The following is a 25163-nucleotide window of genomic DNA, read 5'->3' as shown; positions in this document are numbered from 1 at the left end:
GCGGTTGCCGGCCAGCGGCCGGCACTACCGGGTCATGAACGCTGCCCATGGGTGGTGCCGGCCGCTGGCCGGCATCCCCATCCGATCGGGTCGTGAACCCCGCCCATGGGTAATGCCGGCCGCTGGCCGGCATCCCCATCCGATCGGGTCGTGAACCCCGCCCATGGGTAATGCCGGCCGCTGGCCGGCATCCCCATTCAATCGACCGGGTCAGGCTTCGGCTTCTTCCGGTTCGTTGGCCTGCTGGCGGCTGCGCTCGGGCAGCTTCAGGCGCTTGCCTTCTTCGTCGTACTCGATCAGCAGCACGCCGGAGTCGTGGCGGCCGCTGATCTCGACGAAGCAGGCGCCACCGATGAACGGCTCCAGCGTCATCACCGACTTCAGCGGGGTGGCGACCACCATCTGGAAACCGAAGTTGTCGAAGATGTTCATCGCCAGCGCGGTGAACTCGTTGTCGGCCTTGTCGAAGGCTTCGTCGAGCACGACGGCGGCGTAGCTGGGCAGCTGGCTGTCGGCGCCGCCGAGCTGGTAGCGCAGTGCCGCAGCCAGGCAGGTGGTGGCCAGTTTCTGGCGCTGGCCACCGGACTTGCCCGCGCCACTACGGTAGATCTCGACCTGCTGGCGCGTTTCCGCATCCAGCTCGACGCCGATGAACTCCACGTGCATGCGTACGTCCAGCACCAGCTCGCGCCAGCGCTTGTCCTCACCTTCCTGCGAACCCAGGCGGTTGACCAGCTGGCGCAGCACGGTGAACTGCGATTCGGCCAGCTCGCGCTGCTCGGTCTGCTGCTGCGCCAGCACCTCGCGCAGCTGCAGGTGGAACTCGCCGACTTCCGGCAGGCGGCGGTCGCTCAGTTCGATGGTCAGCAGCGTGCCACGGTTGAACGGCACCTGCTCCAGGCTGGCGTTCACTTCGTCCAGGCGCTGGCCGATCGACTTGCGGGCCTCGGCGCTGTGGCGCTGCAGGGCCAGCAGGTTGTTCTTGCTCTGGTTCTGCAGCAGATCGAAGAAGCGCTCTTCGTGCTGCGGCAGGCCGTCGCGCTCCAGGCGCTCGAGGCGGGCAAGGAAATCCTCGGCCGAGGCCACCGATACGGTGAAGTCGCCCGATTCCTCCGGCCACTGCTGGATGAAGCGACGGAAGCAACCGATCAGCTGGTTCTCGATGCGGTTGAGGTCCTGCTGCGAGGTCGACAGCTGCTCGTTCAGCGCGTTGCTGACCTGGCGCATGTGCGCCTCCAGCGTTTCCAGGCTGAGCGGGCCCTGTTCCTGCAGGCGCTCGGCAAGGCCGGCTTCCTGCTCCTGGGCCAGGCTCGGCAACACCAGCGCACGGCTCTGCTGTCGCGCGCGGTCGAGGCGGTCGCGCTCCTTGACCAGCTGCCCGCGCTCGACGCGGACGTCTTCATAGGTGCGGCGGGCCTGCTCGATGTCGGCGCGCACGGCGTCGATCTGCTTGGCCAGCCTGGCGAGGTCGGCATTGCCTTCGCGCAGGTCGCGCAGGGTGGCCTCGATATCGCTCAGCCGCTGCTGCGGGGCGGCGATGTCGATCTCGTTCCAGCTGATGCTGACCAGCTCGTGGCAGGCCAGCCGGCGCTCGTTGTCGCGGTCACGCTGGCCGCGCAGGCGCGCGATGTCGGTCTCGCAGCTGGCGATGCGCTTGGCCAGTTCCTGGGCTTCGCGCTCGAAGGCGCCCACCTTGTCGTGGTTGTTGAAGCCGAGGATCCAGCGACGGCGGTCGCCCACCGCACTGCGGTCGTCCTTCTCGAAGCGGTCGCCGGGATGCTTGACCTGGCCTTCTCGGGTGATGCCGCGGTCGACGTTGCGCAGCTGCTTCGCATCCACGCACTCGTAGTCGAAGCGCTTGCCGAGCTCACGGCGCAGCCAGCTTTCGAATACGTGCTCGCGCAGCTCCAGCTTGTGCAGCAGCGACTTCGCCGACGGCTCGCGCGCGAACGCATCATCGTTGCGGCGCACACGGTAGTAGGTGAAGCGCATGCCCAGGTGAGTGCGATTCACCCACTCGGCGACGTCGTTGTAGTGCTTGTCATCGACCAGCAGCGACAGCGCGAAGCCACCCAGCACACGCTCGATGGCACCCTGCCAGCCCTGCTCTTCCGAGCGGACCTGGATCAGCTCGCCGACAAACGGCAGCGCCGCCTCGGCAATGCCGGTTTCCTCGGCCAGGCGCGCGCGCAGCTTCTGCATCGGCGCCGGGATGTTGGAGGGCGTGCGCTGCATCGCTTCGAGTTCCGCACGGACTTCGCCGAAACGGCGCTCGTCATCGCGCTTGCCACCCAGGCGATCGCTGATCGCATCGTCCAGCGCCGAGGAGGCGCGCTGGCGGTCCTGCAGTTCGTTCTGCGCACGCTCGACCAGCTCGGCGAAGCCGTGTGCGTCGTCCGGAAGTTCAGCCCCCAACTGCTGCGCGGCCAGGCTTGCCTGCTCGCGCTTGGCTTGGCGGCGGTCACGCTCGGCTTCGGCGCGGCCCTGCTCGCGTTCCAGTTCCTCGATGCGCTCACCGCCCTGCTGGCGGCGCTGCAGTTCCAGCTCGGCCAGGCGCTCGGTGTGGTTGTCCAGTGCGGCACGGCGCTGGGCTTCTTCCCCGAGCAGGCCACGGTCACGCACGTCCATCTCGCGCAGGCGCGCTTCGATCAGCGCCTGGCGGCGGCTTTCACGGAAGCTGTCGACGCCGAGCTTGAGGGCTTCGTCGTCGCCGCGCCGGCGGTGCATTTCCTTCAGGTCGTTGTAGTAGGCGCGTGCCGGCAGCAGGGTCTCCACCTGGCGGCGGGCGGTGACCACGGCCTGGTGCGCGCCATCGAGTTCGGCGAAGTCGCTGACCAGGCGCTCGGCGGCGTCGAAGGTCTTCGGCGTGTCGAGCATGAAGTCGCGCAGGAAGACGTTGAGGTCGCCCAGGTTCTTCGCCGACTGCGTCTTGTGCAGCAGGCGCAGCGCCATCTCGTTGTCGATGCCGAGCAGGTCGCGGAAGCGCTCGGCGTAGCCGGAGAAGGTGTCGAAGTGGTGCAGGTCGGACAGCTTCTGCTTGAGCTTGCGCAGGTCCAGGTCGAAGCCGCCAAGATCCTTGGCGATGTCGAACGGACGCTCTGCGATCATGTAGTGCTTGCGCACGTCACCGGCCGAGGTTCCGTTACCGGAGATCCACAGCAGGCGCACCAGGCTGACCACGCGGCCATCGCCGGCGCGGTACTCCAGCACCAGCGCAGTCCAGGTCGCGCCCTTGCGAAGGTACTGGGTGGCGATTTCGCCGGTGCCGCTGTCCTGCTGGTCGGCCCACGCGCCACGCACGTAGGACACCAGGTTGCGGTCGCGGCCACTGCGCTCGGCTTCACGCGCGGCGGCGTTGAAATCGACGATGGCCGGCGGCGTCAGCAGCGCGGACATGGCATCGAGCAGGGTCGACTTGCCCGAGCCGGAACGGCCGACGAACAGGAAGCCACGCTCGGCGATCGGTACTTCGGTCAGTCCGTTGAACGTGCCCCAGTTGTGTACCTGCAGGCGACGCATGCGGAACTGCTGCAGGCGCGGGTCCGGCAGGCCTTCGTTGAACAGGGCGGGAGTGTGCTTGGAGATAGCCATGCGATGGTCGGGTCTCTCAGGCCTCGGCGGCCGGGGTTTCACGCAGCTGGCGGTAGACCGCCGAAAGCTGGGATACGTCTTCGGCGGAGAACAGCAGCTTCAGCGCCGGCGAGACTTCGTGGCGGTCTTCTTGGCCGCTGAGGCGGGTCAGGATGTGGTTGTCCTTCATCTTCTGCACCGCCGAGGCGACACGGCGGTTGAAGCCGGCGCGGTCGGTGGACAGGTTCTTCTCGTAGATGGCCAGCGCTTCGGCCATCTCGGCGTCGGCGACCACCGCGCGGTTGCCGCGCGCATCGGCCTCGGCCAGCTGCTGGCGCAGGTACAGCAGCAGCACCGAATCGATGAAGGTCAGCGGCGAGGTGCGCAACAGCACCGGCGCATCCACGTCTTCGGTATCGGCCTGGCGGGTGAAGGCAACGCCGCTGTCACGGTCGAGCACCAGTTCCAGGAACAGGTCCGCCAGCGAGGAGCGGATGGCCGCCTCGCTGCGGATCAGTGCCGGCCACAGCTTGGCGTGGCGCAGCTGGTCGATGCTGGGGCCGATCAGCAGCTGGCACAGCGCGCGGCGTGCATCCAGCGGCAGGCGCCCGGTGTCGCCGAGGTAATACACGTCATTGCCACGGCGGGGCTGCGCCACGGCCGCCACTGGTTCGGCTTCGTAGGCGTCTTCCGCCACGTCGGCCTGCGGTGCGTCGATGGGATCTTCATGCCAGCTCATGGCGTCTCTCCTGGGTGAACCAAACCAGCGGGATGCGGGCGCGACGGACCTGGCCGTCGCCACCACGCCATTCGGCAAGCTCCTGCTCACCAGCGATCACGTTGCCGAAGCGCGTGCCCAGCGACAGGTAGCCGATGACGCTGCCGAGCCCCTGCGGTGCTTCGCGCTGCGACAGTGCCTGGGCGATGCTGAGCCGCGGCTGTGCATCGAGCAGGTCGTGCAGGTCGCGGCGCAGGGTGCGGAAGTCGATTTCAGACGAAGCGACCAGATCACCGACGCTCTCCAGGCTGATGGCTGCGGCGTCGTTGTACTCGACGTTGCCATCGACCTGGGCGCTGCGCGGATCGTGCAGCTTCCACTGCGACCACGAGCGCAGGCGGCTGGTGGTCAGCTGCAGGTCGCGGCCGATGCCGCGTTGTGCGGGGAATTCGTCGCGCAGTGACAGCGCTTCGGATTGCGCCTGCTTCAGCAGCTGGTTGAGGCGGCGTTGTTCCAGATAGCCACGGCTCTGCACGAAGCCACGCAGGCTGCGCGCGAAATTCTGCAGCACGTCGTGCACCTGGCCACCGCGCTCGAGCATGGTGCTGGTGAAGCCGCGCAGGAAGTTGCGTTCATTGCGGTCCAGGCGGCGGGCGAAGCCACGCGCCAGCACCGCTTCCAGCGCGGCATCGAGCTGGGCGCTCTGTTCGGCGTCGTTGAGCAGGCGCCAGAAGGCCTGGAAGCTGCGACCGGCATCGCTCTCGCCGATCACATCCACGCCTTCGAACAGCTGCGACAGCACATCGCCGCGCTCGCCCTCGTCGTCGATGATGCGTTCGCGGAAGTCGCGGTTGAGCTGCTCGAAATCGTCGCGCACGCGACGGAAATCCTCGGTCAGCTCGTCGGCCAGGCCGATGATCTGGCGCGCACGCTCCAGCGCGCGCTTGCCATCCAGCGCGACCACGCGGCCGGCACCGACGCGGGCGATCTCGGCGTCGATGCGGTCGCGCTCGTCGCGCAGTGCTGACAGGCGTGCATCCGGGTCGGACTCGGTCTGCGCGGCCAACTGCGAGAGCTGTTCGATGACCAGCGCCAGGCGGCTTTCGGTGGCGGCCACGCGCGCCTGCTCAAGACCATCGGCGAAGCGGATGGCCTGCAGTGCCGCAGTCGACAGCTCGTACTGCTCCTGGTCGGCGCCTTCGGGCAGACGGCGTTCCAGCCAGCCCTGGGCCAGCCAGTGCGCGATGTAGGCCTGCGCGGTACGCGGCAGCTCACGCGACAGTTCGTCGCCGTTGAGCTGGTCCAGCGCACGCTGCAGGCGCTCGTTGAGCACCGACGACGGCAGCGTGCGCTCGCCGTCCATCAGCAGCCCCTGCAGCAGGCCGATGATTTCCGGGGCGTGGTCGGCGGCAAGCAGCTTCCACTGGGGCTGTTCGCGCAGATGGCGGTAACGGGAGATGCGTTCGCGGTGCTTCATGCAGCGAAAGGAGTCATGAGGGCTGGCGGGGACGAGCAGCCGCCCGCGGCGGCCGCGCGGGCAGCCGTGGGCATGCCGGCCCGCAGAGGCCGGCGCAGTGCGGTCAAGCGGCTCAGCGCTTGCCGCCCACTTCGATGAAGCGCAGGAACTCGGCGCGGGTACGCGCGTCGTCGCGGAAGCTGCCCAGCATCTTCGAGGTGACCATGCTGACGCCGCGCTTGTGGATGCCGCGGGTGGTCATGCATTCGTGGGCACCTTCGACGACCACACCGACGCCGATCGGCTGCAGCACATCCTGGATGCACTGGGCGATCTGCGCGGTCATCTTCTCCTGCACCTGGAAACGGCGGGCGTAGGCTTCGACAACGCGGGCCAGCTTGCTGATGCCCACCACCTTGCCGGCCGGCAGGTAGCCGACGTGGACGCGGCCGATGATCGGCGCCATGTGGTGCTCGCAGTGGCTTTCGTACTCGATGTCACGCAGGACGATCAGTTCGTCGTAGCCGGCCACTTCCTCGAAGGTCCGCTCCATGTAGGCGCGCGGGTCGTCGCGGTAACCGCTGAACCAGTCGCCATAGGCTTCGGCGACACGGCGGGGGGTATCCAGCAGGCCTTCGCGGGACGGGTCCTCACCGGCCCAGCGCAGCAGGGTGCGCACGGCATCCTCGGCCTGGTCCTGGGTCACGTCGCCCTGCGGGGCGGCCTTTTCGTTGTTCTTGCTCATTGCGTACAGCGTCCCGAACGGGGGGCGAGCATCGTACCCGACCGGGGGGTGGGTCGTCCTGTTGGGACGGTTCATCGGGGGGTTCTTCCGGCGCCTCGTTGCTGCTGAGCGAGAGGGGGAAGGGGCAGGCCGGGCAGGACACGCCGCAAGTACGTCCCTGTAGGCTCGGCCACGGCATCCATGCCGTGGACGGTCCTGCCCGGCCTGCCCCTCCCCCTCTCCGACGGTTTCCTGCGGGCGCGGCCGGACCGCCCGAAAGCGGGGGCAAAAGCGGGGGTTCATGGCTTCGGAAGCACCGCGGGCCGCTGCTGCGGTGGGTGCGGGCCGTTGGTCCGCACTGCTCCTACCTTTAAAGAGCCAACCCACCGCGCTCGCGGGGTGATGGGAGGGCAGCGGGGGCGGGGCGGGGCAGGACCGTCCGCGGCATGGATGCCGCGGCCGAGCCTACAGGGACGTACTTGCGGCGTGTCCTGCACCGTCCGGCCCCCGCTGCCCCACCCGACACCAAGCGGGCGCAACGCTTTCCTCAGTATTCCTACCCACCCATTCAGCAATACCTATTGATAGGAATGAAATTAGTAGTATCCTATCTATCTCTTATGGACCGACCCCTCGACGAGCGCACCGTGCTGCAGATGCAGCTCAGCTCCGGCCTGCTGTACGCAGGGCGGCAGTGGCAGCGCCTGGCCGACAGCCGGCTCGGCAGCTACGGCATCTCCACCGCCTGCACCATGCCCCTGCTGATGATCGGCCGCTCCGGCGGTGGCATCCGCCAGGTGGCGCTGGCCCAGCAGCTGGGCATGGAAGGTCCTTCCCTGGTGCGCCTGCTGGACAAGCTGTGCGCCAGCGACCTGGTCCGCCGCGAGAGCGACGCCAGCGACCGCCGCGCCAACCTGCTGTGGCTGACCGACGCGGGCCATGCGCTGGTCAGCGAGCTGGAAGACCAGTTGATCGGCCTGCGCCAGGACGTGTTCGGCGAGCTTTCCATGGATGAACTGCACGCCGTGCTGAAGGCATGGCGCCTGCTGGCCGAGGCCGCCGACCGCATCACGTAAGACCGCTGCCCCCGAATACCGCCGCTGCCGTGCACACGCCAGCGGCTTTTACCCGTTGCTGTTGTTTCGTTGTTCCTCCCCTCCCCCACCTCGCCCCCGCCCCTACCGATGCCCGGTGAATTCAGTCTCCACGGAGTGTTCGTCCCGACCCTGCTCGGGCTGATGTTGTTGGCCTACCTGGTCAACAGCGGCCTGCACGCGCTGCTGCAGCGTGCCGGCGCCTATCGCCACGTATGGCACCCGGCGCTGTTCAACCTGGCCCTGTACGGGATCGTGCTTGGCCTGCTGTTCCACCTCCTGCGTTGGATGCAATCGTGAACAAGATCGTGAAGAAGACCCTGCCGGTGCTGCTCACCACCGCAGCCGTGATCATCGCCCTGCTGGTGCTGCGCCAGCTGTGGGTCTATTACATGGATGAGCCGTGGACCCGCGATGCCCATGTCGGCGCCGACGTGGTGCAGGTGGCGCCGGACGTGTCCGGGCTGGTGGAAACGGTGCAGGTGGCCGACAACCAGGCGGTGAAGAAGGGTGACCTGCTGTTCGTGGTCGACCGCGCCCGCTACCGCATCGCGCTGGAGCAGGCCCGCGCCAACCTGGCCGAGCGCCAGGCATCGGTGGCGCAGCTGCGCCGCGAGATCGGCCGTGACCGCAGCCTGCAGGACCTGGTCGCCGCCGAGGACGCCGAAGTGCGCCGCGCCAAGCTGCAGGCCGCACAGGCTGCGCTGGCCACCGCACAGGCGGCGGTCGACCTGGCCGAGCTCAACCTGGGCCGCACCGAAGTGCGCGCACCGGCCGATGGCCGGGTCAACGACCGCACCCTGCGCGTGGGCGACTACGTGGTAGCCGGCAAGCCGGTGCTGGCGCTGCTGGATACCGGCTCGTTCCGCATCGATGGCTACTTCGAGGAAACCCGCCTGCGCGGCGTGGCCCCGGGGCAGCGCGTGGACATCCGCCTGATGGGCGAGTCGGCCCCGCTGCGTGGCCATGTGGAGAGCATCGCCGCCGGCATCGAAGACCGCTACCGCAGCAACGGCAGCACCCTGCTGCCGAACGTGACCCCGGCCTTCGACTGGGTGCGGCTGGCACAACGCATTCCGGTGCGCATCGCCATCGACGAAGTACCCAAGGGCGTGGAACTGATCGCCGGCCGTACCGCCACGGCGACCGTGGACACCGGCCGCCATCCGCACAACGACAAGGCCGGCACTGCGCCGACACAGGCGGGCCTGTGAACGCCGCCCTGCCCCGTCTCGGCCTGATCGTTGCGCTGGCCAGCCTGGCGGCCTGCAAGACCGTCGGCCCGGATTACGCCCTGCCGGAAGGCTCGGCCTTCAAGCGCCCGCAGGCCAATGCGGCCTTCATCGATACGCAGAACCCGCAGGTGGCCGCCAACCAGGCGCTGCCCGACCGCTGGTGGTCGCTGTACAACGACCCGGTGCTGGACGGCCTGATCACGCAGGCGCTGCGTGACAACGTCGAGCTGAAGGCCGCCGATGCACATCTGCGCCGTGCCGCGGCGGTGTACGAGCAGGCGCTGGACGCCGGTGGCTTCGAGTACGAGGCCGAGGCCGGGGTCAGCCGCGCGCAGCTGTCGGCCGAATCGTTCCTGCAGGAGCACGAGCTGCCGGTGATCAACCTGGCCGATGGCAAGTTCGCGGTCAGCTACCAGTTCGACCTGTTCGGCAAGCTCAAGCGCGGCGCCGAGGCAGCGCGTGCCGACGAGCAGTCCGTTGCTGCCGCGCGCGACCTGGCCCAGGTCAGCGTGGTCGCGCAGGTGGCCGACAGCTATCTGGAAATCTGCCACGCCAACCACGAGCTGCACGTGGCCGAACATTCGCTGCAGCTGCAGCAACGCAGCCGTAAGGTCACCGAGCGCCTGATCGCGGCTGGCCGTGGCACGCCGCCGGAACTGGCCCGCGCCAATGCCCAGGTCGCGCTGCTGGAAGCCGCGCTGCCGCCGCTGCGCGCGCAGCGTTCGGCGGCCGCCTATTCGCTGGCCGCCCTGCTCGGGCAGACCCCGGGCCAGCTGCCGGCCGGCGTGATCGACTGCGCGCACGCGCCCAGCCTGGCGCAGCCGCTGCCGGTCGGTGATGGGCGTGCGCTGCTGCAGCGCCGTCCGGACGTGCGCCAGGCCGAACGCAAGCTGGCCTCGGCCACCGCGCGGATCGGCGTGGCCACCGCCGAGCTGTACCCGGACATCCGCCTGGGTGCCTCGGTGGGTGCCGCCGGCCTGCTGGAAGACTTCGGCACGCCGATGACCCAGCAGTGGTCGATCGGCCCGCTGATCTCGTGGACGCTGCCGTCCTCCGGCACGCACGCACGCATCCACGCCGCCGAGGCGGGCGCCGATGCCGCGCTGGCCGAGTTCGACCACACCGTGCTGCAGGCGCTGCGCGAGACCCAGACCGCGCTGGACCGCTATGCGCAGGACCTGCGCCGGCTGCAGTCGCTGCGCACTGCGCAGGAACAGGCCGCATTGGCCGCCGAGCAGAACCGCCGGCTGTACCAGGGCGGCCGCACGCCGTACCTGTCCAGCCTGGATGCCGACCGCAGCCTGGCCACCAGCGATGCCACCCTGGCGGCCGCCGAAGCGCAGGTCTCGCGCGACCAGATCCACCTGTTCCTGGTGCTGGGCGGTGGCTGGCAGGCAAGCGCCACCGCGCCCAACGCCTCGACCGCAGCGAAGTAAACCATGAACGCGCTGACCGACCGCCAGGCCTGGCTGTTCTCGATCAAGACCTACCTGGCCGCAGTGGCCGCGCTGTACATCGCCATGGCCGGCAACCTGTCGCGCCCGTACTGGGCGATGGGCACGGTGTACATCGTCAGCCAGCCGCTGCTGGGCCCGACCCGGGCCAAGGGCGTGTACCGCATCGTCGGCACCTTGGTGGCCGGCCTGGCCACCCTGCTGGTGCTGCCGGCGCTGGTGGAGACGCCGCTGGTGCTGAGCGCGGCCATGTCGATCTGGCTGGCCGGCTGCCTGTTCATGGCCCTGCTCAACCGCGGCCCGCGCGGCTACGCGTTCCTGCTGGCCGGCTACACCACCGCCTTCATCGGTTTCCCTGCGGTGACTTCGCCGGAGACCATCTTCGACACGGTGGTGGCACGCAGCGAGGAGATCATCCTCGGCACGGTCGTGGCGGTGCTGGCCGCTTCGCTGCTGTTCCCGGCCTCGGTACGCCCAATGCTGCGCGCGCGCATCGGCAACTGGATGGAGGACGCCGCGCAGTGGTGCCGGCAGATCCTTGAACGTGGACGCGCGCACGCGCCGCGCAACCGGCTGGCCGCCGACCTGGTGCAGTTCGAGGCACTGATCGAATTCCTGCGCCGCGATGATCCGCGCCATGCCGGGTCTGCGGTGTCGATGGAGCGCCTGCGTGAGCGCATGCTGCTGCTGTTGCCAGTGCTGTCCTCGATTGCCGATCGCCTGAGTGCGCTGCGCAGCGACGGCCAAGCCCTGCCCGAAGGGCTGCCGGCGCTGGTCGATGACATCCACGATTGGCTGGATGGCCCGACCAACGCCAGTGAATACGCCCGCCTGCGCGCGCGCATCAGCGCGCTGAAGCCGCAGGTGGACCGCGACCTGCAGCATCTGCAGCTGACCAGCCTGCTGCTGCGCCTGGAGGAACTGGTGGACCTGTGGCAGGACTGCCGCACCCTGCAGCACGCCATCGACCACGGCACCGCGCCGCTGGACCGCGCGCATTACCGCATCCGTACCGAACGCGTGGCCGCCGACAAGCACGTCGACTACGGCATGGCGCTGTTCTCCGCGCTCAGTGCCGGCGTGGCACTGATGAGCTACTGCGTGCTGTGGATCGCGCTGGGTTGGGAGGGCGGTGGCAACGGCGCGATGATGGCCGCGGTGACCGCGGCGTTCTTCGCCGCGCAGGACGACCCGGCACCGAGCATGGTGTCGTTCCTGGTGTGGGCCATGGTCGCCTCGGTGGTGGCAGGCGTGTACCTGTTCGGCGTGTTCCCGGCCGTGCACGACTTCGGCTTGCTGGCGCTGGTGCTGGCGGTAGCGTTCCTGCCGCTGGGGCTGATGCTGCACCACCCCAAGAGCGCGCTGTTCGCACTGCCGCTGACGGTGAACCTGGCCGCGCTGCTGAGCCTGCAGAACACCTACAGCGCCAACATCCAGACCTTCCTCAACTCGTCGATCGCGATGTTCATCGGCATTGGCTTTGCGGTGGTGATGACCCGCCTGTTCCGTTCGGTGGGTGCCGAGTGGACCGCGCGCCGGCTGGTGCGGCAGGGCTGGACTACGCTGGCCGAGGCCGCCGAAGGGCGCGGCCAGCAGGACCGCCAGCGCTTCGCCGCGCGCATGCTGGACCTGCTGGGCCTGCTCGCGCCGCGCCTGGCGGCAACCCCGGAGGGCAGCGACATCGCCTCGGTGGACATGCTCAACGAAGCGCGCATCGGCCTGAACATCCTGCAGCTGCGCCGCGCGCGGCTGGAACTGCCCGAGCGCAGCCGCGAAGCGGTCGAGCACATTCTTGAGGAGATCGCCGCGCACTACCGGCGGCAGATTGCCGCACGCAAGCCGATGGTGGCGGCCGACGCATTGCGCGAGCGGCTGGATACCTCGCTGGGACGGGTCGGCAGCGTAGCCGCCTGCAAGGCACGCGACGAGGCGCTGATGGGCCTGATCGGCCTGCGCTTCGCGCTGTTCCCGGAGGCGAAGGCGCTGGCGCCGGGCCTGGCCATGAGTGCAGCCGAACAGCCGTAGCGCGATACCCTGTGCAGCCACAGACCTCGTTGCCGGGGTCGGATCCTTCGCCGCGAGCGAAGGCTCTGACCCCTGCTCTGCACAGGAAGCTCCAATGAGTTACGACATGATGGTGTTCGAGGCCAGCGCCGCGCCACGCGAGGCGGCAGCCTTCATCGCCTGGTTCGAAAAGCAGACGCAGTGGAACGAGCGCCACGAGTACGACGACCCGGCAGTCAGCAGCGCGGCGCTGCAGGCGTGGTTCGCGGAGATGGCGCAGGACTTCCCGCCGTTGAACGGCCCATTGAGCAACGACGATGACGACCGCGCCGAGGTGACCGAGTACAGCATCGGCCAGCAGGTGATCTACGGTGCGTTTGCCTATTCGGTGGCCGAGCGTGCGCATGGCCGCGTGCAGGACTTGGCCGAAAAGCACGGCGTGGGCTTCTTCGACGTGAGTGCCGATGAAGCGGCGATCGTGTTCCCGGATGGGCTGGTGTTGATCGCGGAATAGGTGCGGCGGCAGGGCTGCGCCCTGCACCTGCCGAATCAACGGCAACGTCAAATGCGCGCTATCCGTGGGTTGGCGGGGCGGGTCCACGCCATGCGTGGATGAACGTCGGAATGATCGAAGTACGCTTTTGTAGAGTCGAGCCATGCTCGACTGCTTTTGCCTGGCGATCAGGTGAAGGGGTCAGAGCCCGTTCCCGGTGGGAACGGGATCCGACCCCGATTCAGAACAAGGTGCCCTGTACTGTGGGCTGTTCGATGCGCGCGGGTTGTTCGGCCACCGCTTCCGCACCCAGCCGCCAGGCCAGGCCACCCAACCGGCTGGCGTGGCGTTTCAATGCGGCCTGCAGCACCTCTGCGCTGCCCGCCACATGCAGCACCTGGCGGGCGCGGGTCAGGCCGGTGTAGACCAGTTCGCGCGACAGCACACGGCTGTCCTGGCGTGGCAGCTGCAACCACACTTCATCGAACTCCGAGCCCTGTGCCTTGTGCACGGTCATCGCAAAGGCGCTTTCGTGCGCGGGCAGTGCGGCCGGGTGGAAGGCGCGCGGCTGCTCGACGGTGTCGCCGGGGAACCAGGCCACCATCGCGCCACTGCCATCGCGCAGGCAGATGCCGATATCGCCGTTGAACAGGCGGTGCCGGTAGCTGTTCTCGGTGACCAGCAGCAGGCGGCCCTGGAAGTAGCCCGGGGTGTTGCCGGCCAGCAGCTGTTCGATGCGGCTGTTGAGCCCGCGCACACCCTGCGGGCCTTCGCGCAGCGCGGTCAGCACGCGCAGGCGCCCGGCCTGCTGCAGGGCAAGCGCTGGATCGGCCGCGTCGGCCAGTGCACGCCAGTGGCCCAGCAGGTGCTCGCGCTGGCCGCGCAGCGGGTCTGCCTCGCCTTCATGGAAATGCACGCCTGCCAGTTCACCGCCGCGCAGCAGCTGCAAAGCGGCGACGGCGTCACCCTCGCGCACGGCATCTGCCAACGGGGCCAGCACCAGTGCATCGCTCTGCCGGTACCCTCGTTGCAGCTGCACGCGGCGGCCGGCGAAGGCGCGCGGCGTGGCCTGCGGCTGCAACGTGGCCGGTGCCAACAGACCCTGCAGTGCCTGCGCATCATCGGCGCGGGTGCCGATGCCATCACCGCTGGCGCGCAGGATCGCGCTGAGCACATCACCTGCTTCGACCGAGGGCAACTGATCGGGGTCGCCAAGCAGGATCAGGCGGGTGCCGCTGGCGATCGCGTCGACCAGCTTGGCCATCATCGGCAGATCGATCATCGAGGCTTCGTCGACCACCACCACGTCCACCGGCAGCGGATTGTCGGCGTGGTGGCGGAAGCGCGGCGAATCCGGGATCACGCCGAGCAGGCGATGCAGGGTGGTGCCGGAACTGGGCAGTGCCGCGCACAGCGCCGGGTCCACGCCGTGCTCCTGCAGGCGCTGCACGGCCAGCCGCAGGCTCTCGGCCATGCGTTCGGCGGCGCGCCCGGTGGGCGCGGCCAGCGCCACCTCGGGCAGCGGCTGGCCAGCGTGCCGGGCCTGTGCGGCCAGCAGCAGCAACAGCCGCGCGATGGTGGTGGTCTTGCCGGTGCCGGGACCGCCGGTGACCAGCGCCAGCGGATGGCGCAGGGTCACGCCGGCGGCGCGTGCCTGGTGATCCTCGCTGCCCAGTGCCTGCGGGAACAGCTGCGCGAACAACGGTGCCAGCGCGGCCATGTCCGGTGCCGGCAGCGGATGCCGGCCGATGCGCTGCAGCCCGGCCGCCAACTGCCGCTCGTACTCGCGATAGCGGCGCAGGTAGAGCAGGCCGTTCTCCAGCACCAGCGGCGCATCCTCGGCGATGGCATCGGCCTGCTCCGGCGTCGCTACCCAGGGCGATGCGCGCAGCTGCGCCAGCCAGTCCTGCGCGGCAGGCCACTCGGGCACGCCGTCCAGCAACCGCTGCGGCTGTGCCGGATCAAACCCGGCGTGGCCCTGCGACACCGCCAGCGAGGCGAGCGCGGCCGCCAGCGCCACACTGTCCGGCGTGTCGTCGCGCAACCGCTGCAGGCTGGTCGCCAACGCGTGATCGAGGGTGCGCAGCAGGCCCTTCTGGTGCAGTTCCTTCAGCAGGCTCATGCGCTGGCCCCACGGGCACGTGCGGCCAGTTCGGCCTGGGCCTGTTCGCCACCTGCGAACAGCGCGTCGAGTGCATCCACCAGCGCGAACGGGAAGCGGTCCACATGCACGCCGTTGCCGGCTGCATCCAGGCCGCGGCAGAACAGGTAGCGGATGCCCCCCATGTCGCGCTCGTAATCGTAGGCCGCGCCCAGACGGAAGCGCAGCCAGCGATGCAGGGCCACGGTATAGATCAGCGCCTGCAGGTCGTACTCGCTGTGGCGCATGGCAATGGCCAGCAGGTCCGGACTGTAGCCGGGCAGCCGGTTGGATTTGTAGTCGAGCACGTACCAGCGCCCGTCGCGCACGTAGGTCAGGTCGATCATGCCGGTCATCAGCCCTTCCAGGCGGCGGCGCTGGCCGAAGCCGCGACGCGCACTGGAAACCCCATGTGCATGCAGCAGCTGCAACAGCGCCGGTACCGTGGTCGGTTCGATGGCGAAATGGAAGTCGATTTCCGCGCGCCGCTCGCCTTCGCCCAGGCTGTGCAGCGCACCGCCCTCGGGCAGTGGCACGGTGAGCGTGTGGCCGACCAACGGCACCAGCACCGCCACGCCATCGTCCAGGTCGACGTCGGCATAGCCTTCATCGTGCAGCGCCTTGCGCAGCACCTCGGCCTGGCCCTCGGGCGCTTCCAGGCCCGGCTGCCAGCCCCCCCACGCAGCGAAGTCGACGTTCTCCATCGCCTCGTGCAGCACGTTGCCGAAGCGGCTGCCCATGAAGCGCGGGTCGACCGGCGGGCTGTCTTCGACGGCGGCGGGTTCCGGCAGCGCGGGCTCCAGCGGCAGTTCCGGGCCCGCGGGTTCGTCGGCGGCGGGCGCCGGCAGCTCGGTGGCGGCGGCTTCAATATCACTGCCAGCGCCCGCGTCGGCATGCGCCAGCTGGGTGAAGCTGTATACCCACCAGTCGTGCGGCACGCGCCGGGTCAGTGCACGCACTGCCGGAAGATCCCCTTCCACTTCGGCCGCCAGCTGCGGCAGCGCGGCCACTGTCTCACTGTCATCGATGTGCACGTCGGCGTGCGCGCGCAGCGCCTGCAGGTCGCCCAGCAGCGGCGCCAGGCGCGTCTTGCCAAGCCCGGCCAGATCACCCACGGCGATCCACAGCGCATGCTCGGCGCGGGTCAGTCCCACATACAGCAGGCGCGCATCCTCGGCCCGCTGCTCACGCTCGCGCTGTGTGCTGGCCGCTTCCCAGGCCTCGTCCCTGTCCAGCTTCCAGTGCAGCTGGCGCTGGCCATCGACGTGCACGGTGCAGTGCGAGGCGGTGTTCGGTGCGCCGCCGTCGATGCCGACGAAGGGCAGGAACACCAGCGGATACTCCAGGCCCTTGCTCTTGTGCAGGGTGATGATCTGCACGCGGCGCGCATCCGATTCCAGGCGCAGCAACTGCTGCTCGTCATCCTGGTCGGCGCTGGCCATCTGCCCCTGCAGCCAGTCCAGCAGGCCATGCATGCCCAGCGCCTGCGCCGAGGCTTCCTGCAGCAGTTCGCCCAGCTGCAGGTAGTTGGTCAGACGGCGCTCGCCGTCGATCAGCGCCAGCAGGCGTTCGCCGTGCGCGGCACAGACATCGGCGATCACCGCGAACGGACCACCGCGCTGCCAGCGCTCGCGCCAGTGCAGCAGCTGCGCCTGGAACCCGCGCTGCAGGTCGCCCTCGCGCTCCATCGCCGCGATCGCACTGGCCCGCTGGCCCAGCAACACCGTGGCCAGCGCTGCACGCAGGCGGCCTTCGTCTGCCGGTTGCAGCAGCGCCAGCAGCAGCGCGCGCAGATCACGAGCCTCACTGGTGGCGAACAGGCTCTGCTTGCCCGCCGCCACTGCGGGTATGCCAACCGCAGCCAGCGCGCGCTGCACCAGCGTGGCCTCGCGATGCGAGCGCACCAGCACCGCGATATCACCAGGCTGCACCGGGCGCCCACGCAACACCGCTTTGCCCGCACGCGCCTCGACCAGGGCCTGGTGGATCGCAGCCACGCAGGCCTGGGTCGCTGCCTCACGCGAGGCATCGGCACTCATCGCCTTGTCACCCCCGCTGCGCAGCACGCGCAGGGTGAGTGCCTTGGCGGCGTGGCCGTCGTGCAGATAGTCCTCATCGGTGCGCACGCCACCGGGACGCACCGGCTCGAACTGGATGTCACGCTCGAGGAAGGCGTCCTCACCCCCGTTGTCGTACAGCGCCTGCAACGCGCGCAGCACTGACGGTCGCGAGCGGAAGTTCTGGTCCAGCACCGGCGCCTGCTGCGCCACCTGCTTGGCTTTCAGGTAGGTGTGGATGTCGCCGCCGCGGAACCCGTAGATCGCCTGCTTGGGATCGCCGATCAGGAACAGCGCCGGTGCCAGGCCGAGTTCGCGCACCTCCGGCGAATTGCCGAACACGGTGTGGAAGATGTTCCACTGGCGATCATCGGTGTCCTGGAACTCATCGACCAGCGCGATGCGGTACTGCGCGCGCAGCTGCCTTACCAGCGGCAGCCGCTGCGGGCCTTCCAGGGCCAGTGCCACGCCATCGATCAGATCGTCATAGGTCTGCACCCGGCGCGTGCGCTTCAGCGCCTGCAGGCGCTGCATGGCTTCGGCGCGAAGCGCGTGCAGGAAATTCAACGCGGTACCACGCAGCCAGGCATCGCGTTCGGCCAGCAGCGCGACATAGCGCGCCAATGGCACCTGCACTGGCGACGACGGCGTGCGGTCGGGGAACTTCTTGTTGGTCTTGTCGGCCAGCACCTCCGGCAGCAGTGCCGGCAGGCGCTCGCTGGCCAGCAGCTCGCGCGGGTCGCCGCGCTCGGCCCAGGCCAGCAGCTGCCGGCCCAGCGAGTGCAGCCAACCCAGCTTGTAGGACACCCCGTTGATCCACTTGTTGTCGACGGCATCGCAGAGGTCGATGAAGAACTGCTCGCCATGCCCGCGCAGCGCCTGCTGCAGTTCGGTGGCGGCGGCCTGCAAAGCCGGCTGTGGATCGGCCAGCGCCACCGGCCGCGGCAACGGGTGCAGAGGCGGCGCAGCCAGCAACGCGCGCAGATCGGTGGCCAGCGCGTCCGGGTTGGACCACAGCCAGGTCAGCGGCTCCAGCGTGGCCGCGTCGTTGGCATGCACCCGCCACAGATCGGCCGCCAGTTCCTCCAACAGCTCACGGTCGCTGGCCAGTAGTTCCGGCGGATCGAAGGTATGGCCGCTCTCCAGCGCATGCTCGCGCAGCACGCGGGTGCAGAAGCCGTGGATGGTGAAGATCGACGCCAGGTCGATCTCATCGGCGGCCACCTGCAGGCGGCGCTTCAGTGCGGCGGCGCTCTCGGTGCCCCCCTGCAGATGGCGCTGCAGCACCTGGCGGGTCAGCCTCGTGTCCGGTGCTTCGCCCTCGGCCGGTTCCAGATCGACCAGGCGCGCGGCCAGCGACAGGCGCTCGCGGATGCGCTTGCGCAGTTCCTGGGTGGCGGCATCGGTGAAGGTCACCGCCAGGATCTGGCCGATGCGCAGGCCCTGCTCCACCACCAGGCGGGTGAACAGCGTGGCCAGGGTGAAGGTCTTGCCGGTACCGGCGCTGGCCTCGATCAGGCGGATACCATCCAGCGGCAGGGCCAGATAGGGATCGCCCGCCATGCGCTGGGAGTCCTCATCGACGATGGCGGTGCTCATGTGCTGCCCTCCTGGCGTGCATCGGCGCCAAGGGTGCGGCCTTCGCGCACCGCGCTGAAGACCACCTGGCTGTTGCGCAGCAGATCGGCATAGTCGGCGTCGGTGGCAAATGGATCGGCACCGCGCAGCAGCAGCTGCCAGGCGTCGCTGCTGGATTCACCCCAACTGCGGTCGCTGCCGTGCCACTGCTTCCAGCCTTCGCTGCGCTGCTTTTCGGCCGGCGCGTTGTACAGCACCCAGCCGGTGTAGGGGGCAAAGCGCAGCGGTTCACGCAGTCCGCGTTGGCGCAACTGCAGCAATGCGCGCAATGCCGCGCGTGCAGCAGGAGCGCTCAGTGCCGGCAGTACATGCGGGCCGGGACCGGCGTCGCCGCCATCATGGAACTGCACCAGCGGCAGGGCATCGCCGGCAGCGTTGGCCAGCAGCCAATCCAGGCCCTGGCGGATCACCGCAGTGCCATTGAGGGTGCCAGCGCGCAGGCGCACCAGCCCGTCGGGGTGTCGATCGGCCACACGGCCATGCAGGCGCACGCCATCGATCTCCACTTCATAGCGGCGGCTTTCCAGCGGCTCGCCCCGCATCCAGCCCAGCAATGCACTGGCATACGGGCGGGTCTTCAACTGCTCCACCTCGAACTGGCGCTCACCCAGGGGGCCCGACGGCAGCAGGCCACGCGCGCGCAGCCGCGGATACAACGGCTCGGTATCGCCACTGAGCGTGGCGCGTACCACCGCCGCCTGCACGCTGCGCTTTTCCGGCCCGCGCGAGGACAGCACCAGCGGTTCCAGGTCATCGACCTCCTCGACATCGTCGGCCAGGCGCAGGCCCAGCGACTGCGCCAGGAACTGCCCGGCCGGATCGCACAGGAAGCGGCGCAGGGTATCGAGTGCAACGTCGTCTTCCACCGCATCGTCGAGCGGCGGCAACGCGGCATCGAACCACGGCTGCAGGCCTCCGCGCGCGCCGGTGAGGCGACCGGCGGCCGGATGCCATTGGCGGCGATAGCTGAAGCGGCGTGGATCACCGTCACCGAACGCCGCCGGAGAGAACGGCTGCAGTGCGTGGCGCACGGTGAAGTCGCGGACCGCCGCAGGCGGATCGAGGTGATACGCAGCGGCGGCATCGATGAGTTCACTGACCAGCACCGACGGCTCACGCGCGCTGCCATCGCGCGGATCAGCACCGAGGTAGCTCAGGTAGAACACCTCCTGCGCGGCGGCGAACAGCTGCAGGAACAGGAAGCGGTCGTCTTCGCGGGTGGAGCGGTCGCCGGGCCGGCGGCGCGGCGTGTCCAGCTCGGCAGTGAGCTGGTTGAGACCGGCAGCCGGGTCACGGCGCGGGAAATCGCCATCATTGAGACCGAGCACGCAGATCACCCGGAACGGCAGCAGGCGCATCGGCACCATGCGGCCAAAGCTGATGCCACCGGTCAGCAGCGGCGCGCGCGTATCGGCCTCGCCCAGTGCTCCGGCGAAGTGCGCGCGCACGACCTCCGGCGGCACCCCGTCCGTGAAGCCGGCCTTGGCGGCATCATCGGCGAACTGGTTGAGCAGCTTGCGCAGGCGCTCCAGGGCACGCTGGCTGTTGGGCGAACTGGGCGCAGTCGGCAGCAGCGCGTCCAGCAGCGACAGCAGGCGTTGCCGCCACTGCGCCGGCGTCAGCAGTTCGCCGAGGCGGCGCTGGTAGACCGCCAACACGCGCAACAGGCGCAGCAGCCGGTCCAGGGCGTCCAATGCGCCGCCCTCCAGCTCGATCCACGGGGCAACACCGGCCAGGTCGGCCTCGCTGCCGGTGGCATGACCGAGCACCAGGCGATCCAGCGCGAACTGCCAGGTGTAGGCGTCGTCGGCCGGGGCCTGGTGCTGGTTGCGGTGCTTCGCATCCAGGCCCCAGCGTGCGCCAGCCTGCTGCAGCCAGCCATGCAGGCGATCAAAGTCCACCGCCTCCAGGCCGGCCGCTTCGGCCAGCGGCGCGCTGGCCAGCAGGTCCAGCACTTCGTTCAGGCCGAAACGCGAGACCGGCAGGCCCAGCAGGTGCACGAACACGTCGGCCAGTGGCTCGCCGGCGAGCGGACTGCTGTCGGCCAGCGCATAGGGAATGTGCTCGTCCTCGCCCCCACGGCCGCCGAACACGGCTTCCAGATACGGCACATAGGGGTCGATGTCCGGTGCAAGCACGGCGATCTCCCGCGCCTGCAGCGGCGGGTCGAAGCGCGGGTCCTGCAGCAGGCTGCGCAGCTGGTCGTGCAGCACCTGCAGTTCGCGCAGGCGGGTATGGCAGGCATGCACCTGCAGGCTGGGATCGTCGCTGCGCAGCCCGTCGCGCAGCTCGCCCGAGGGCAGCGCACGGCGGTGGAACAGATCGCGCTGCAGGCGATGCAGCAGGCTGTCGGACAGTCCACCTTCGGCCAGCGTCGGCCGGGTGTCGTCCTCCGGATCCGAATACGCGGCAATCTCGCCGGCCGGGTGCACCACCTCGTAACTGCCCAGCACCGCCATGAAATCGCGCCCGGCCGCGCCCCAGGCTTCCAGCAGGCGGTTCTCACCGGCCGCTTCACCGAAGGGATCGGGCGCGCCGCTGCGCAGGCGCTCGGCCAGCGTCTGCAGGTCACCCCAGTACGACTGCACCGGCGTGGGCATATAGAAGTGCAGCTCGCCCACCCGCGCCTGGGTGGCCATCACCCGCAGCACATCGGGCGAGATGTTGAGCGTCGCGAACGCGGACATGCGTGGTGGCAGGCCCTGCGGCAACGGCTGGCCGGCGCCCTCGAAGCGGTCCAGGTAAGCCTGGATGCGGCGCGCGCGGTAGTCGTGGCCAGCGGCGATGCTGCGCCAGAGGATGGCCTGCGGGTCGGCCGGGTCGGCGCCGGCCTCCCAGCGCAGCAGCCAGTCGCGGCGCCAGGCTTGGTACTTCTCGAACACCGACGCCAGTTCACCGGCCAACGCCCACGGCTTCAATGCATCGCTACCGGCAAGATAGGACTGCAGCGCGCGCATCGGTGGCTGCGCCAGCAACGCCGGGTCGCGCAGTGCCTGGTACACCTTCCAGTGCAGGGCGGCCGCGTCCAGGTCGTCGCGTTCGCCGGGCACATTGGCGTTGAGTGCACGGGCAACGAACTCGCCCGGGGTCAGGAACTCAAGATTGGCGGCCACGCCATATTCGGCAGCGAGTGTTGCTTGCAGCCAACGCCGCATCGCCACCTGCGGAATCAGCACCACCTCCGGCGCCAGCAGCGGCTGACCCGCAACCGGCGCACGCACGTTGCGCGCCAGCAGCGCGGCCAGCACGTCCAGGGAGTTGGAATGGTAGAGGCGGAAATCGCTGCCCGGGTCACTCATCATGCACAGTGTGCAGCACGGCAGGCAGTATTCAATGGCCGGCCCATCGCCGGTACGGATTGTTCCGGGCTGCCGGCCGATTATCCCGGCCTGGCAGGGATCTTGCCGTGCCACAATACTGGACCGTCCAGTCTGCTTATGTTCAGCCGACGGGCCCGATCCTTCGATGTCTAAAAAACGTTAATGGTGCCCATGTCGGCTTCCACCTCCAGTCTGGTGCAGTTATCCAACGTCCGCATCGACCGGAGCGGGCGCACGATCCTGCGCGACGTGTCGCTGCAGGTGCCCAAGGGCAGCATCACGGCCGTGCTGGGTCCGTCCGGCAGCGGCAAGTCGACCCTGCTGGCGGCACTGACCGGCGAACTGCGCCCGGTGGCTGGCGAGGTCACCCTGTTCGGCAAGCCGATTCCGCAGGACAGCGGCGCGCTGCTGGAAATGCGCAAGAGTGTGGGGGTACTGCTGCAGGGCAACGGCTTGCTGACCGACCTCACTGTGGCCGAAAACGTCGCGCTGCCGCTGCGCACGCATACCCGCCTGCCGACCGCCGTGCTGCGCCGCCTTGTGGAAATGAAGCTGCATGCGGTGGGCCTGCTGGCCGCTGCCGATGCCTGGCCGCGCGAGCTGTCCGGTGGCATGGCGCGCCGCGTCGCGCTGGCCCGCGCGCTGGCGCTGGACCCGCCGCTGATGATCTACGACGAGCCACTGACCGGGCTGGACCCGATCGCCTCTGGCGTGATCATGAGCCTGATCCAGCGCCTCAACCACAGCCTGGGCCTGACCAGCATCATCGTCAGCCACCACGTGCACGAGACCCTGCCGATCTGCGACCAGGTGATCGCCATCGCCAATGGCGGCATCGTGTTCCAGGGCACGCCCGAGGCGCTGCAGTCCAGCCAGGACCCGTTGCTGCGGCAGTTCCTGCACGGCCAGCCTGACGGCCCCATCCCGTTCGATGCCGCACCGCGCGCGAGGGTCGCCTGATGCCGTTCGTCCAAGCCACCCGCTCGCTCGGCCGCGCCGGCCTGTTCTCGCTGACCGTGCTGCGTGGTTCGCTGCCGACCCGTGATTTCCTGGCCGAACTGACCCGCGAGATCTACAAGATCGGCGCGCGCTCGCTGCCGATCATCGCCGTCGGTGGCGCCTTCGTCGGCCTGGTGCTGACGCTGCAGGGCTACCGCACGCTGACCACCTTCGGTGCGGCCGACGCGCTGTCGACCTTGCTCGGCCTGTCGCTGTACCGCGAACTGGCGCCGGTGCTGACCGCGCTGCTGTTCATCGGCCGCGCCGGCAGCTCGATCGCCGCCGAACTGGGCCTGATGCGCGCCACCGACCAGATCAAGGCACTGGAGCTGATGGCGATCGACCCGGTGGCCAAGGCCGTGGCGCCGCGCTTCTGGGCGGCGGTGCTGACCGTGCCCCTGCTGACCGGCATCTTCTGTTCGCTGGCGATCAGTGCCAGCTACTTCGAAGCGGTACACGTGCTGGGCCTGGACAATGGCGTGTTCTGGTCGGCGCTGCGCAACAGCGTCGATTTCTGGGATGACTTCGGCGTGGCGATGCTGAAGTCGGCGATCTTCGGCGGCACCGCCGCGCTGGTCGCCGCCTACGTTGGTTTCCACGCCGAGCCGACCATCGAGGGCACCTCGGTGGCGACCACCCGTGCGGTGGTCAACGCCTCGCTGCTGGTACTGATGTTCAACTTCGTGCTGTCGGCAATGTTGTTCACCTAACCCCTCCACCGGCGGTGCGCAGGCGCGCGCGGCCACCACGACTCGATCAGGTAATCCACATGGCCATCCGCGGTCCCAGACTCGAATTCTCCGTCGGCGCCTTCCTGCTGCTGGCCCTGGCCTCGCTGATGGTGCTGGCCGTGGCCTCGACCAACCAGCGCTGGAGCTGGGGCAGCCAGGGCTACGAGCTGAAGGCGCGCTTCTCCCAGGTCGGCCAGCTGCGCAAGCAGGCGCCGGTGAAGATCGGCGGCGTCACCGTCGGCCAGGTCGCCTCGATCGACCTGGATCCGGTGAAGTTCGAATCCATCGTCACCCTGCGCATGGACAGCAAGGTCAAGGACCTGCCGGCGGACACCTCGGCCGGCATCTTCACCAGTGGTTTGCTCGGCGAGAGCTATATCGGTCTGCAGCCGGGCGGTGACCCGGACGTGCTCAAGGCCGGTGACGAGATCGTCTTCACCCAGCCGGCGGTGGACCTGATCCAGCTGGTCGGCAAGTACATGTTCAGTGGCGGCGCCGGTGGTGGCGCAGGCCAGAAGCCCAACGATGGCGCGCAGGCGCCTGCAACGGAACCGCAACCATGAAGATGAAACTGATCCCGGCCCTGCTCGCCTCGGCGCTGCTGGCGGCTACTCCATTCCTCGCCCAGGCCCAGGCCACCGCTCCCGCCCCCGCCGCTGCCGCGGCGCAGGGCCAGGCCGGCAAGGTGGTGATCGATGCCAGCACGCGCATCCTCACCACCCTGCAGCAGCGCCGCAGCGAGTTCAGCAGCAACCCGGCCAGCCTGCGCAGCTACATCGACAGCGAACTGAACCGCACCTTCGATCGCGACTATGCCGCGCGCCTGGTGCTGGGCCCGCACGCCCGCGGCGCCTCGGATGCCGACATCAAGCTGTTCGCCGATGCCATGGCCGACAGCCTGATGCAGCGCTACGGTTCGACCCTGCTCAACATCCAGGGCAAGCCGAGCTTCCGCCTGAAGGGTGAAAGCCCGCTGCCGGGCAACCGTGGCGTGCGCGTGAGCACCGAACTGGTGCGCGCCGGCAACGAACCGACCCCGGTCGAATACTGGATGCGCAACGTGAACGGCCAGTGGAAGATCTTCGACGTCAACATCGAAGGCATCTCCTACGTGCAGACCTTCCGCAACCAGTTCGATACCCCGCTGCGCCAGAAGGGCATCAAGCAGGTGGCCAGCGAGCTGCACAGCGGCAGCATGCAGGCCGGGCCCGCGGGCAATGGCAAGTAACGCACTTGCGCTGCTGGAAGGCGACACCCTGCGCCTGCGCGGGGTGCTTGACCGTGCCGCGGTGATCGCACTGTGGCCGCAGCTGCAGGCCCTGCCGGCCAAGCTGGCGCGGCTGGAGCTGGGTGAGGTCGAGCGCGTGGACAGCGCCGGCCTGGCGCTGCTGGCCGAGCTGGCGGCCCGTGCACGCAAGGCGGGCCATGCGCTGGCCATTTCCGGCGCGCCCGCCGGCTTCAACGAGCTGAGCGCAGCCTACCGGCTGTCGCCCAACCTGGATTTCAACGCTACTTCTGCTGCGAGCTGAC

The 25163-nt window shown here is 69.0% G+C and carries 18 protein-coding genes; 11 read left to right on the top strand and 7 right to left on the bottom strand.

What is annotated here, in order from left to right:
- Positions 1–210: 210 nt before the first annotated feature.
- The 4 genes from AC5P53_RS19305 to folE form a co-directional block, all read right to left on the bottom strand.
- The gene (locus tag AC5P53_RS19305; protein WP_134966711.1) at positions 211–3591 is read right to left on the bottom strand and encodes an ATP-binding protein; all 3381 of its coding nucleotides are present in this window, start codon (positions 3589–3591) and stop codon (positions 211–213) included.
- A gap of 16 nt (positions 3592–3607) precedes the next feature.
- The gene (locus AC5P53_RS19300) at positions 3608–4309 is read right to left on the bottom strand and encodes a DUF4194 domain-containing protein (protein WP_005421303.1); all 702 of its coding nucleotides are present in this window, start codon (positions 4307–4309) and stop codon (positions 3608–3610) included.
- Complete coding sequence (locus tag AC5P53_RS19295) at positions 4296–5765, bottom strand: DUF3375 domain-containing protein (protein WP_401735673.1); 1470 nt, start codon at positions 5763–5765, stop codon at positions 4296–4298. Before AC5P53_RS19295 ends, AC5P53_RS19300 begins: the two co-directional genes overlap by 14 nt.
- A 112-nt stretch (positions 5766–5877) precedes the next feature.
- Positions 5878–6489 carry a GTP cyclohydrolase I FolE gene (gene folE, locus AC5P53_RS19290; RefSeq protein WP_004141296.1) on the bottom strand — a complete coding sequence of 204 codons (612 nt, stop codon included), beginning with the start codon at positions 6487–6489 and terminating at the stop codon, positions 5878–5880.
- 599 nt (positions 6490–7088) lie between these two features.
- Between folE and AC5P53_RS19285 the strand changes: the two genes are divergently transcribed.
- The 6 genes from AC5P53_RS19285 to AC5P53_RS19260 all read left to right on the top strand — a co-directional run bounded on the left by AC5P53_RS19285 (position 7089) and on the right by AC5P53_RS19260 (position 12769).
- On the top strand, positions 7089–7544 hold the full coding sequence (locus tag AC5P53_RS19285; RefSeq protein ID WP_012481667.1) for a MarR family winged helix-turn-helix transcriptional regulator: 456 nt from the start codon (positions 7089–7091) through the stop codon (positions 7542–7544).
- A 108-nt stretch (positions 7545–7652) separates the two neighbouring features.
- Positions 7653–7862 (top strand): DUF1656 domain-containing protein, encoded by a 210-nt coding sequence (locus AC5P53_RS19280; protein WP_010487502.1) that lies wholly within the window; start codon positions 7653–7655, stop codon positions 7860–7862.
- On the top strand, positions 7859–8776 hold the full coding sequence (locus tag AC5P53_RS19275) for an efflux RND transporter periplasmic adaptor subunit (RefSeq protein ID WP_495227491.1): 918 nt from the start codon (positions 7859–7861) through the stop codon (positions 8774–8776). The genes AC5P53_RS19280 and AC5P53_RS19275 overlap by 4 nt, the downstream gene beginning before the upstream one ends.
- Positions 8773–10233 (top strand): efflux transporter outer membrane subunit, encoded by a 1461-nt coding sequence (locus AC5P53_RS19270; RefSeq protein ID WP_495227490.1) that lies wholly within the window; start codon positions 8773–8775, stop codon positions 10231–10233. Before AC5P53_RS19275 ends, AC5P53_RS19270 begins: the two co-directional genes overlap by 4 nt.
- Positions 10234–10236: 3 nt before the next feature.
- Positions 10237–12276: an FUSC family protein gene (locus tag AC5P53_RS19265; protein WP_495227489.1), complete on the top strand. Its 2040-nt coding sequence runs from the start codon at positions 10237–10239 to the stop codon at positions 12274–12276.
- Positions 12277–12370: 94 nt separating this feature from the next.
- Positions 12371–12769, top strand: a complete 399-nt coding sequence (locus AC5P53_RS19260) for a hypothetical protein (RefSeq protein ID WP_049405551.1) — start codon at positions 12371–12373, stop codon at positions 12767–12769.
- 220 nt (positions 12770–12989) lie between these two features.
- Here the strand turns inward: AC5P53_RS19260 and recD are convergent, their stop codons facing one another.
- From recD to recC, 3 genes are read right to left on the bottom strand one after another with little or no spacing between them, the layout of a single operon-like run.
- Complete coding sequence (recD, locus tag AC5P53_RS19255; protein ID WP_495227488.1) at positions 12990–14870, bottom strand: exodeoxyribonuclease V subunit alpha; 1881 nt, start codon at positions 14868–14870, stop codon at positions 12990–12992.
- Positions 14867–18544 (bottom strand): exodeoxyribonuclease V subunit beta, encoded by a 3678-nt coding sequence (gene recB, locus AC5P53_RS19250; protein WP_495227487.1) that lies wholly within the window; start codon positions 18542–18544, stop codon positions 14867–14869. Before recB ends, recD begins: the two co-directional genes overlap by 4 nt.
- Entirely contained in the window at positions 18541–21885 is a 3345-nt protein-coding gene (gene recC / locus AC5P53_RS19245) for an exodeoxyribonuclease V subunit gamma (protein WP_495227486.1), read from the bottom strand. Before recC ends, recB begins: the two co-directional genes overlap by 4 nt.
- Before the next feature lie 189 nt (positions 21886–22074).
- Between recC and AC5P53_RS19240 the strand changes: the two genes are divergently transcribed.
- Genes AC5P53_RS19240 through AC5P53_RS19220 form a run of 5 tightly spaced genes read left to right on the top strand, consistent with a single transcriptional unit; the run spans position 22075 to position 25162 of the window.
- Complete coding sequence (locus tag AC5P53_RS19240; RefSeq protein WP_014648934.1) at positions 22075–22863, top strand: ABC transporter ATP-binding protein; 789 nt, start codon at positions 22075–22077, stop codon at positions 22861–22863.
- Entirely contained in the window at positions 22863–23612 is a 750-nt protein-coding gene (locus AC5P53_RS19235) for an MlaE family lipid ABC transporter permease subunit (RefSeq protein WP_005414955.1), read from the top strand. Before AC5P53_RS19240 ends, AC5P53_RS19235 begins: the two co-directional genes overlap by 1 nt.
- A 59-nt stretch (positions 23613–23671) precedes the next feature.
- Positions 23672–24196 (top strand): outer membrane lipid asymmetry maintenance protein MlaD, encoded by a 525-nt coding sequence (gene mlaD / locus AC5P53_RS19230; RefSeq protein ID WP_014039020.1) that lies wholly within the window; start codon positions 23672–23674, stop codon positions 24194–24196.
- The gene (locus AC5P53_RS19225) at positions 24193–24861 is read left to right on the top strand and encodes an MlaC/ttg2D family ABC transporter substrate-binding protein (protein WP_014648935.1); all 669 of its coding nucleotides are present in this window, start codon (positions 24193–24195) and stop codon (positions 24859–24861) included. The genes mlaD and AC5P53_RS19225 overlap by 4 nt, the downstream gene beginning before the upstream one ends.
- On the top strand, positions 24851–25162 hold the full coding sequence (locus AC5P53_RS19220; protein WP_049442550.1) for an STAS domain-containing protein: 312 nt from the start codon (positions 24851–24853) through the stop codon (positions 25160–25162). The genes AC5P53_RS19225 and AC5P53_RS19220 overlap by 11 nt, the downstream gene beginning before the upstream one ends.
- The last annotated feature ends 1 nt before the right edge of the window (position 25163 follow it).

It is taken from the genome of Stenotrophomonas sp. YJH_SMC_82, assembly GCF_059368875.1.
This window is presented reverse-complemented; position numbering and strand designations above follow the sequence as displayed.

Bases quoted from the DNA above. Each gene is read 5' to 3' on its own strand.
- AC5P53_RS19305 (WP_134966711.1), bottom strand. From the start codon at position 3,591: ATGGCTATCTCCAAGCACACTCCCGCCCTGTTCAACGAAGGCCTGCCG.
- AC5P53_RS19300 (WP_005421303.1), bottom strand. From the start codon at position 4,309: ATGAGCTGGCATGAAGATCCCATCGACGCACCGCAGGCCGACGTGGCG.
- AC5P53_RS19295 (WP_401735673.1), bottom strand. From the start codon at position 5,765: ATGAAGCACCGCGAACGCATCTCCCGTTACCGCCATCTGCGCGAACAG.
- folE (WP_004141296.1), bottom strand. From the start codon at position 6,489: ATGAGCAAGAACAACGAAAAGGCCGCCCCGCAGGGCGACGTGACCCAG.
- AC5P53_RS19285 (WP_012481667.1), top strand. From the start codon at position 7,089: ATGGACCGACCCCTCGACGAGCGCACCGTGCTGCAGATGCAGCTCAGC.
- AC5P53_RS19280 (WP_010487502.1), top strand. From the start codon at position 7,653: ATGCCCGGTGAATTCAGTCTCCACGGAGTGTTCGTCCCGACCCTGCTC.
- AC5P53_RS19265 (WP_495227489.1), top strand. From the start codon at position 10,237: ATGAACGCGCTGACCGACCGCCAGGCCTGGCTGTTCTCGATCAAGACC.
- AC5P53_RS19260 (WP_049405551.1), top strand. From the start codon at position 12,371: ATGAGTTACGACATGATGGTGTTCGAGGCCAGCGCCGCGCCACGCGAG.
- recD (WP_495227488.1), bottom strand. From the start codon at position 14,870: ATGAGCCTGCTGAAGGAACTGCACCAGAAGGGCCTGCTGCGCACCCTC.
- recB (WP_495227487.1), bottom strand. From the start codon at position 18,544: ATGAGCACCGCCATCGTCGATGAGGACTCCCAGCGCATGGCGGGCGAT.
- recC (WP_495227486.1), bottom strand. From the start codon at position 21,885: ATGATGAGTGACCCGGGCAGCGATTTCCGCCTCTACCATTCCAACTCC.
- AC5P53_RS19240 (WP_014648934.1), top strand. From the start codon at position 22,075: ATGTCGGCTTCCACCTCCAGTCTGGTGCAGTTATCCAACGTCCGCATC.
- AC5P53_RS19235 (WP_005414955.1), top strand. From the start codon at position 22,863: ATGCCGTTCGTCCAAGCCACCCGCTCGCTCGGCCGCGCCGGCCTGTTC.
- mlaD (WP_014039020.1), top strand. From the start codon at position 23,672: ATGGCCATCCGCGGTCCCAGACTCGAATTCTCCGTCGGCGCCTTCCTG.
- AC5P53_RS19225 (WP_014648935.1), top strand. From the start codon at position 24,193: ATGAAGATGAAACTGATCCCGGCCCTGCTCGCCTCGGCGCTGCTGGCG.
- AC5P53_RS19220 (WP_049442550.1), top strand. From the start codon at position 24,851: ATGGCAAGTAACGCACTTGCGCTGCTGGAAGGCGACACCCTGCGCCTG.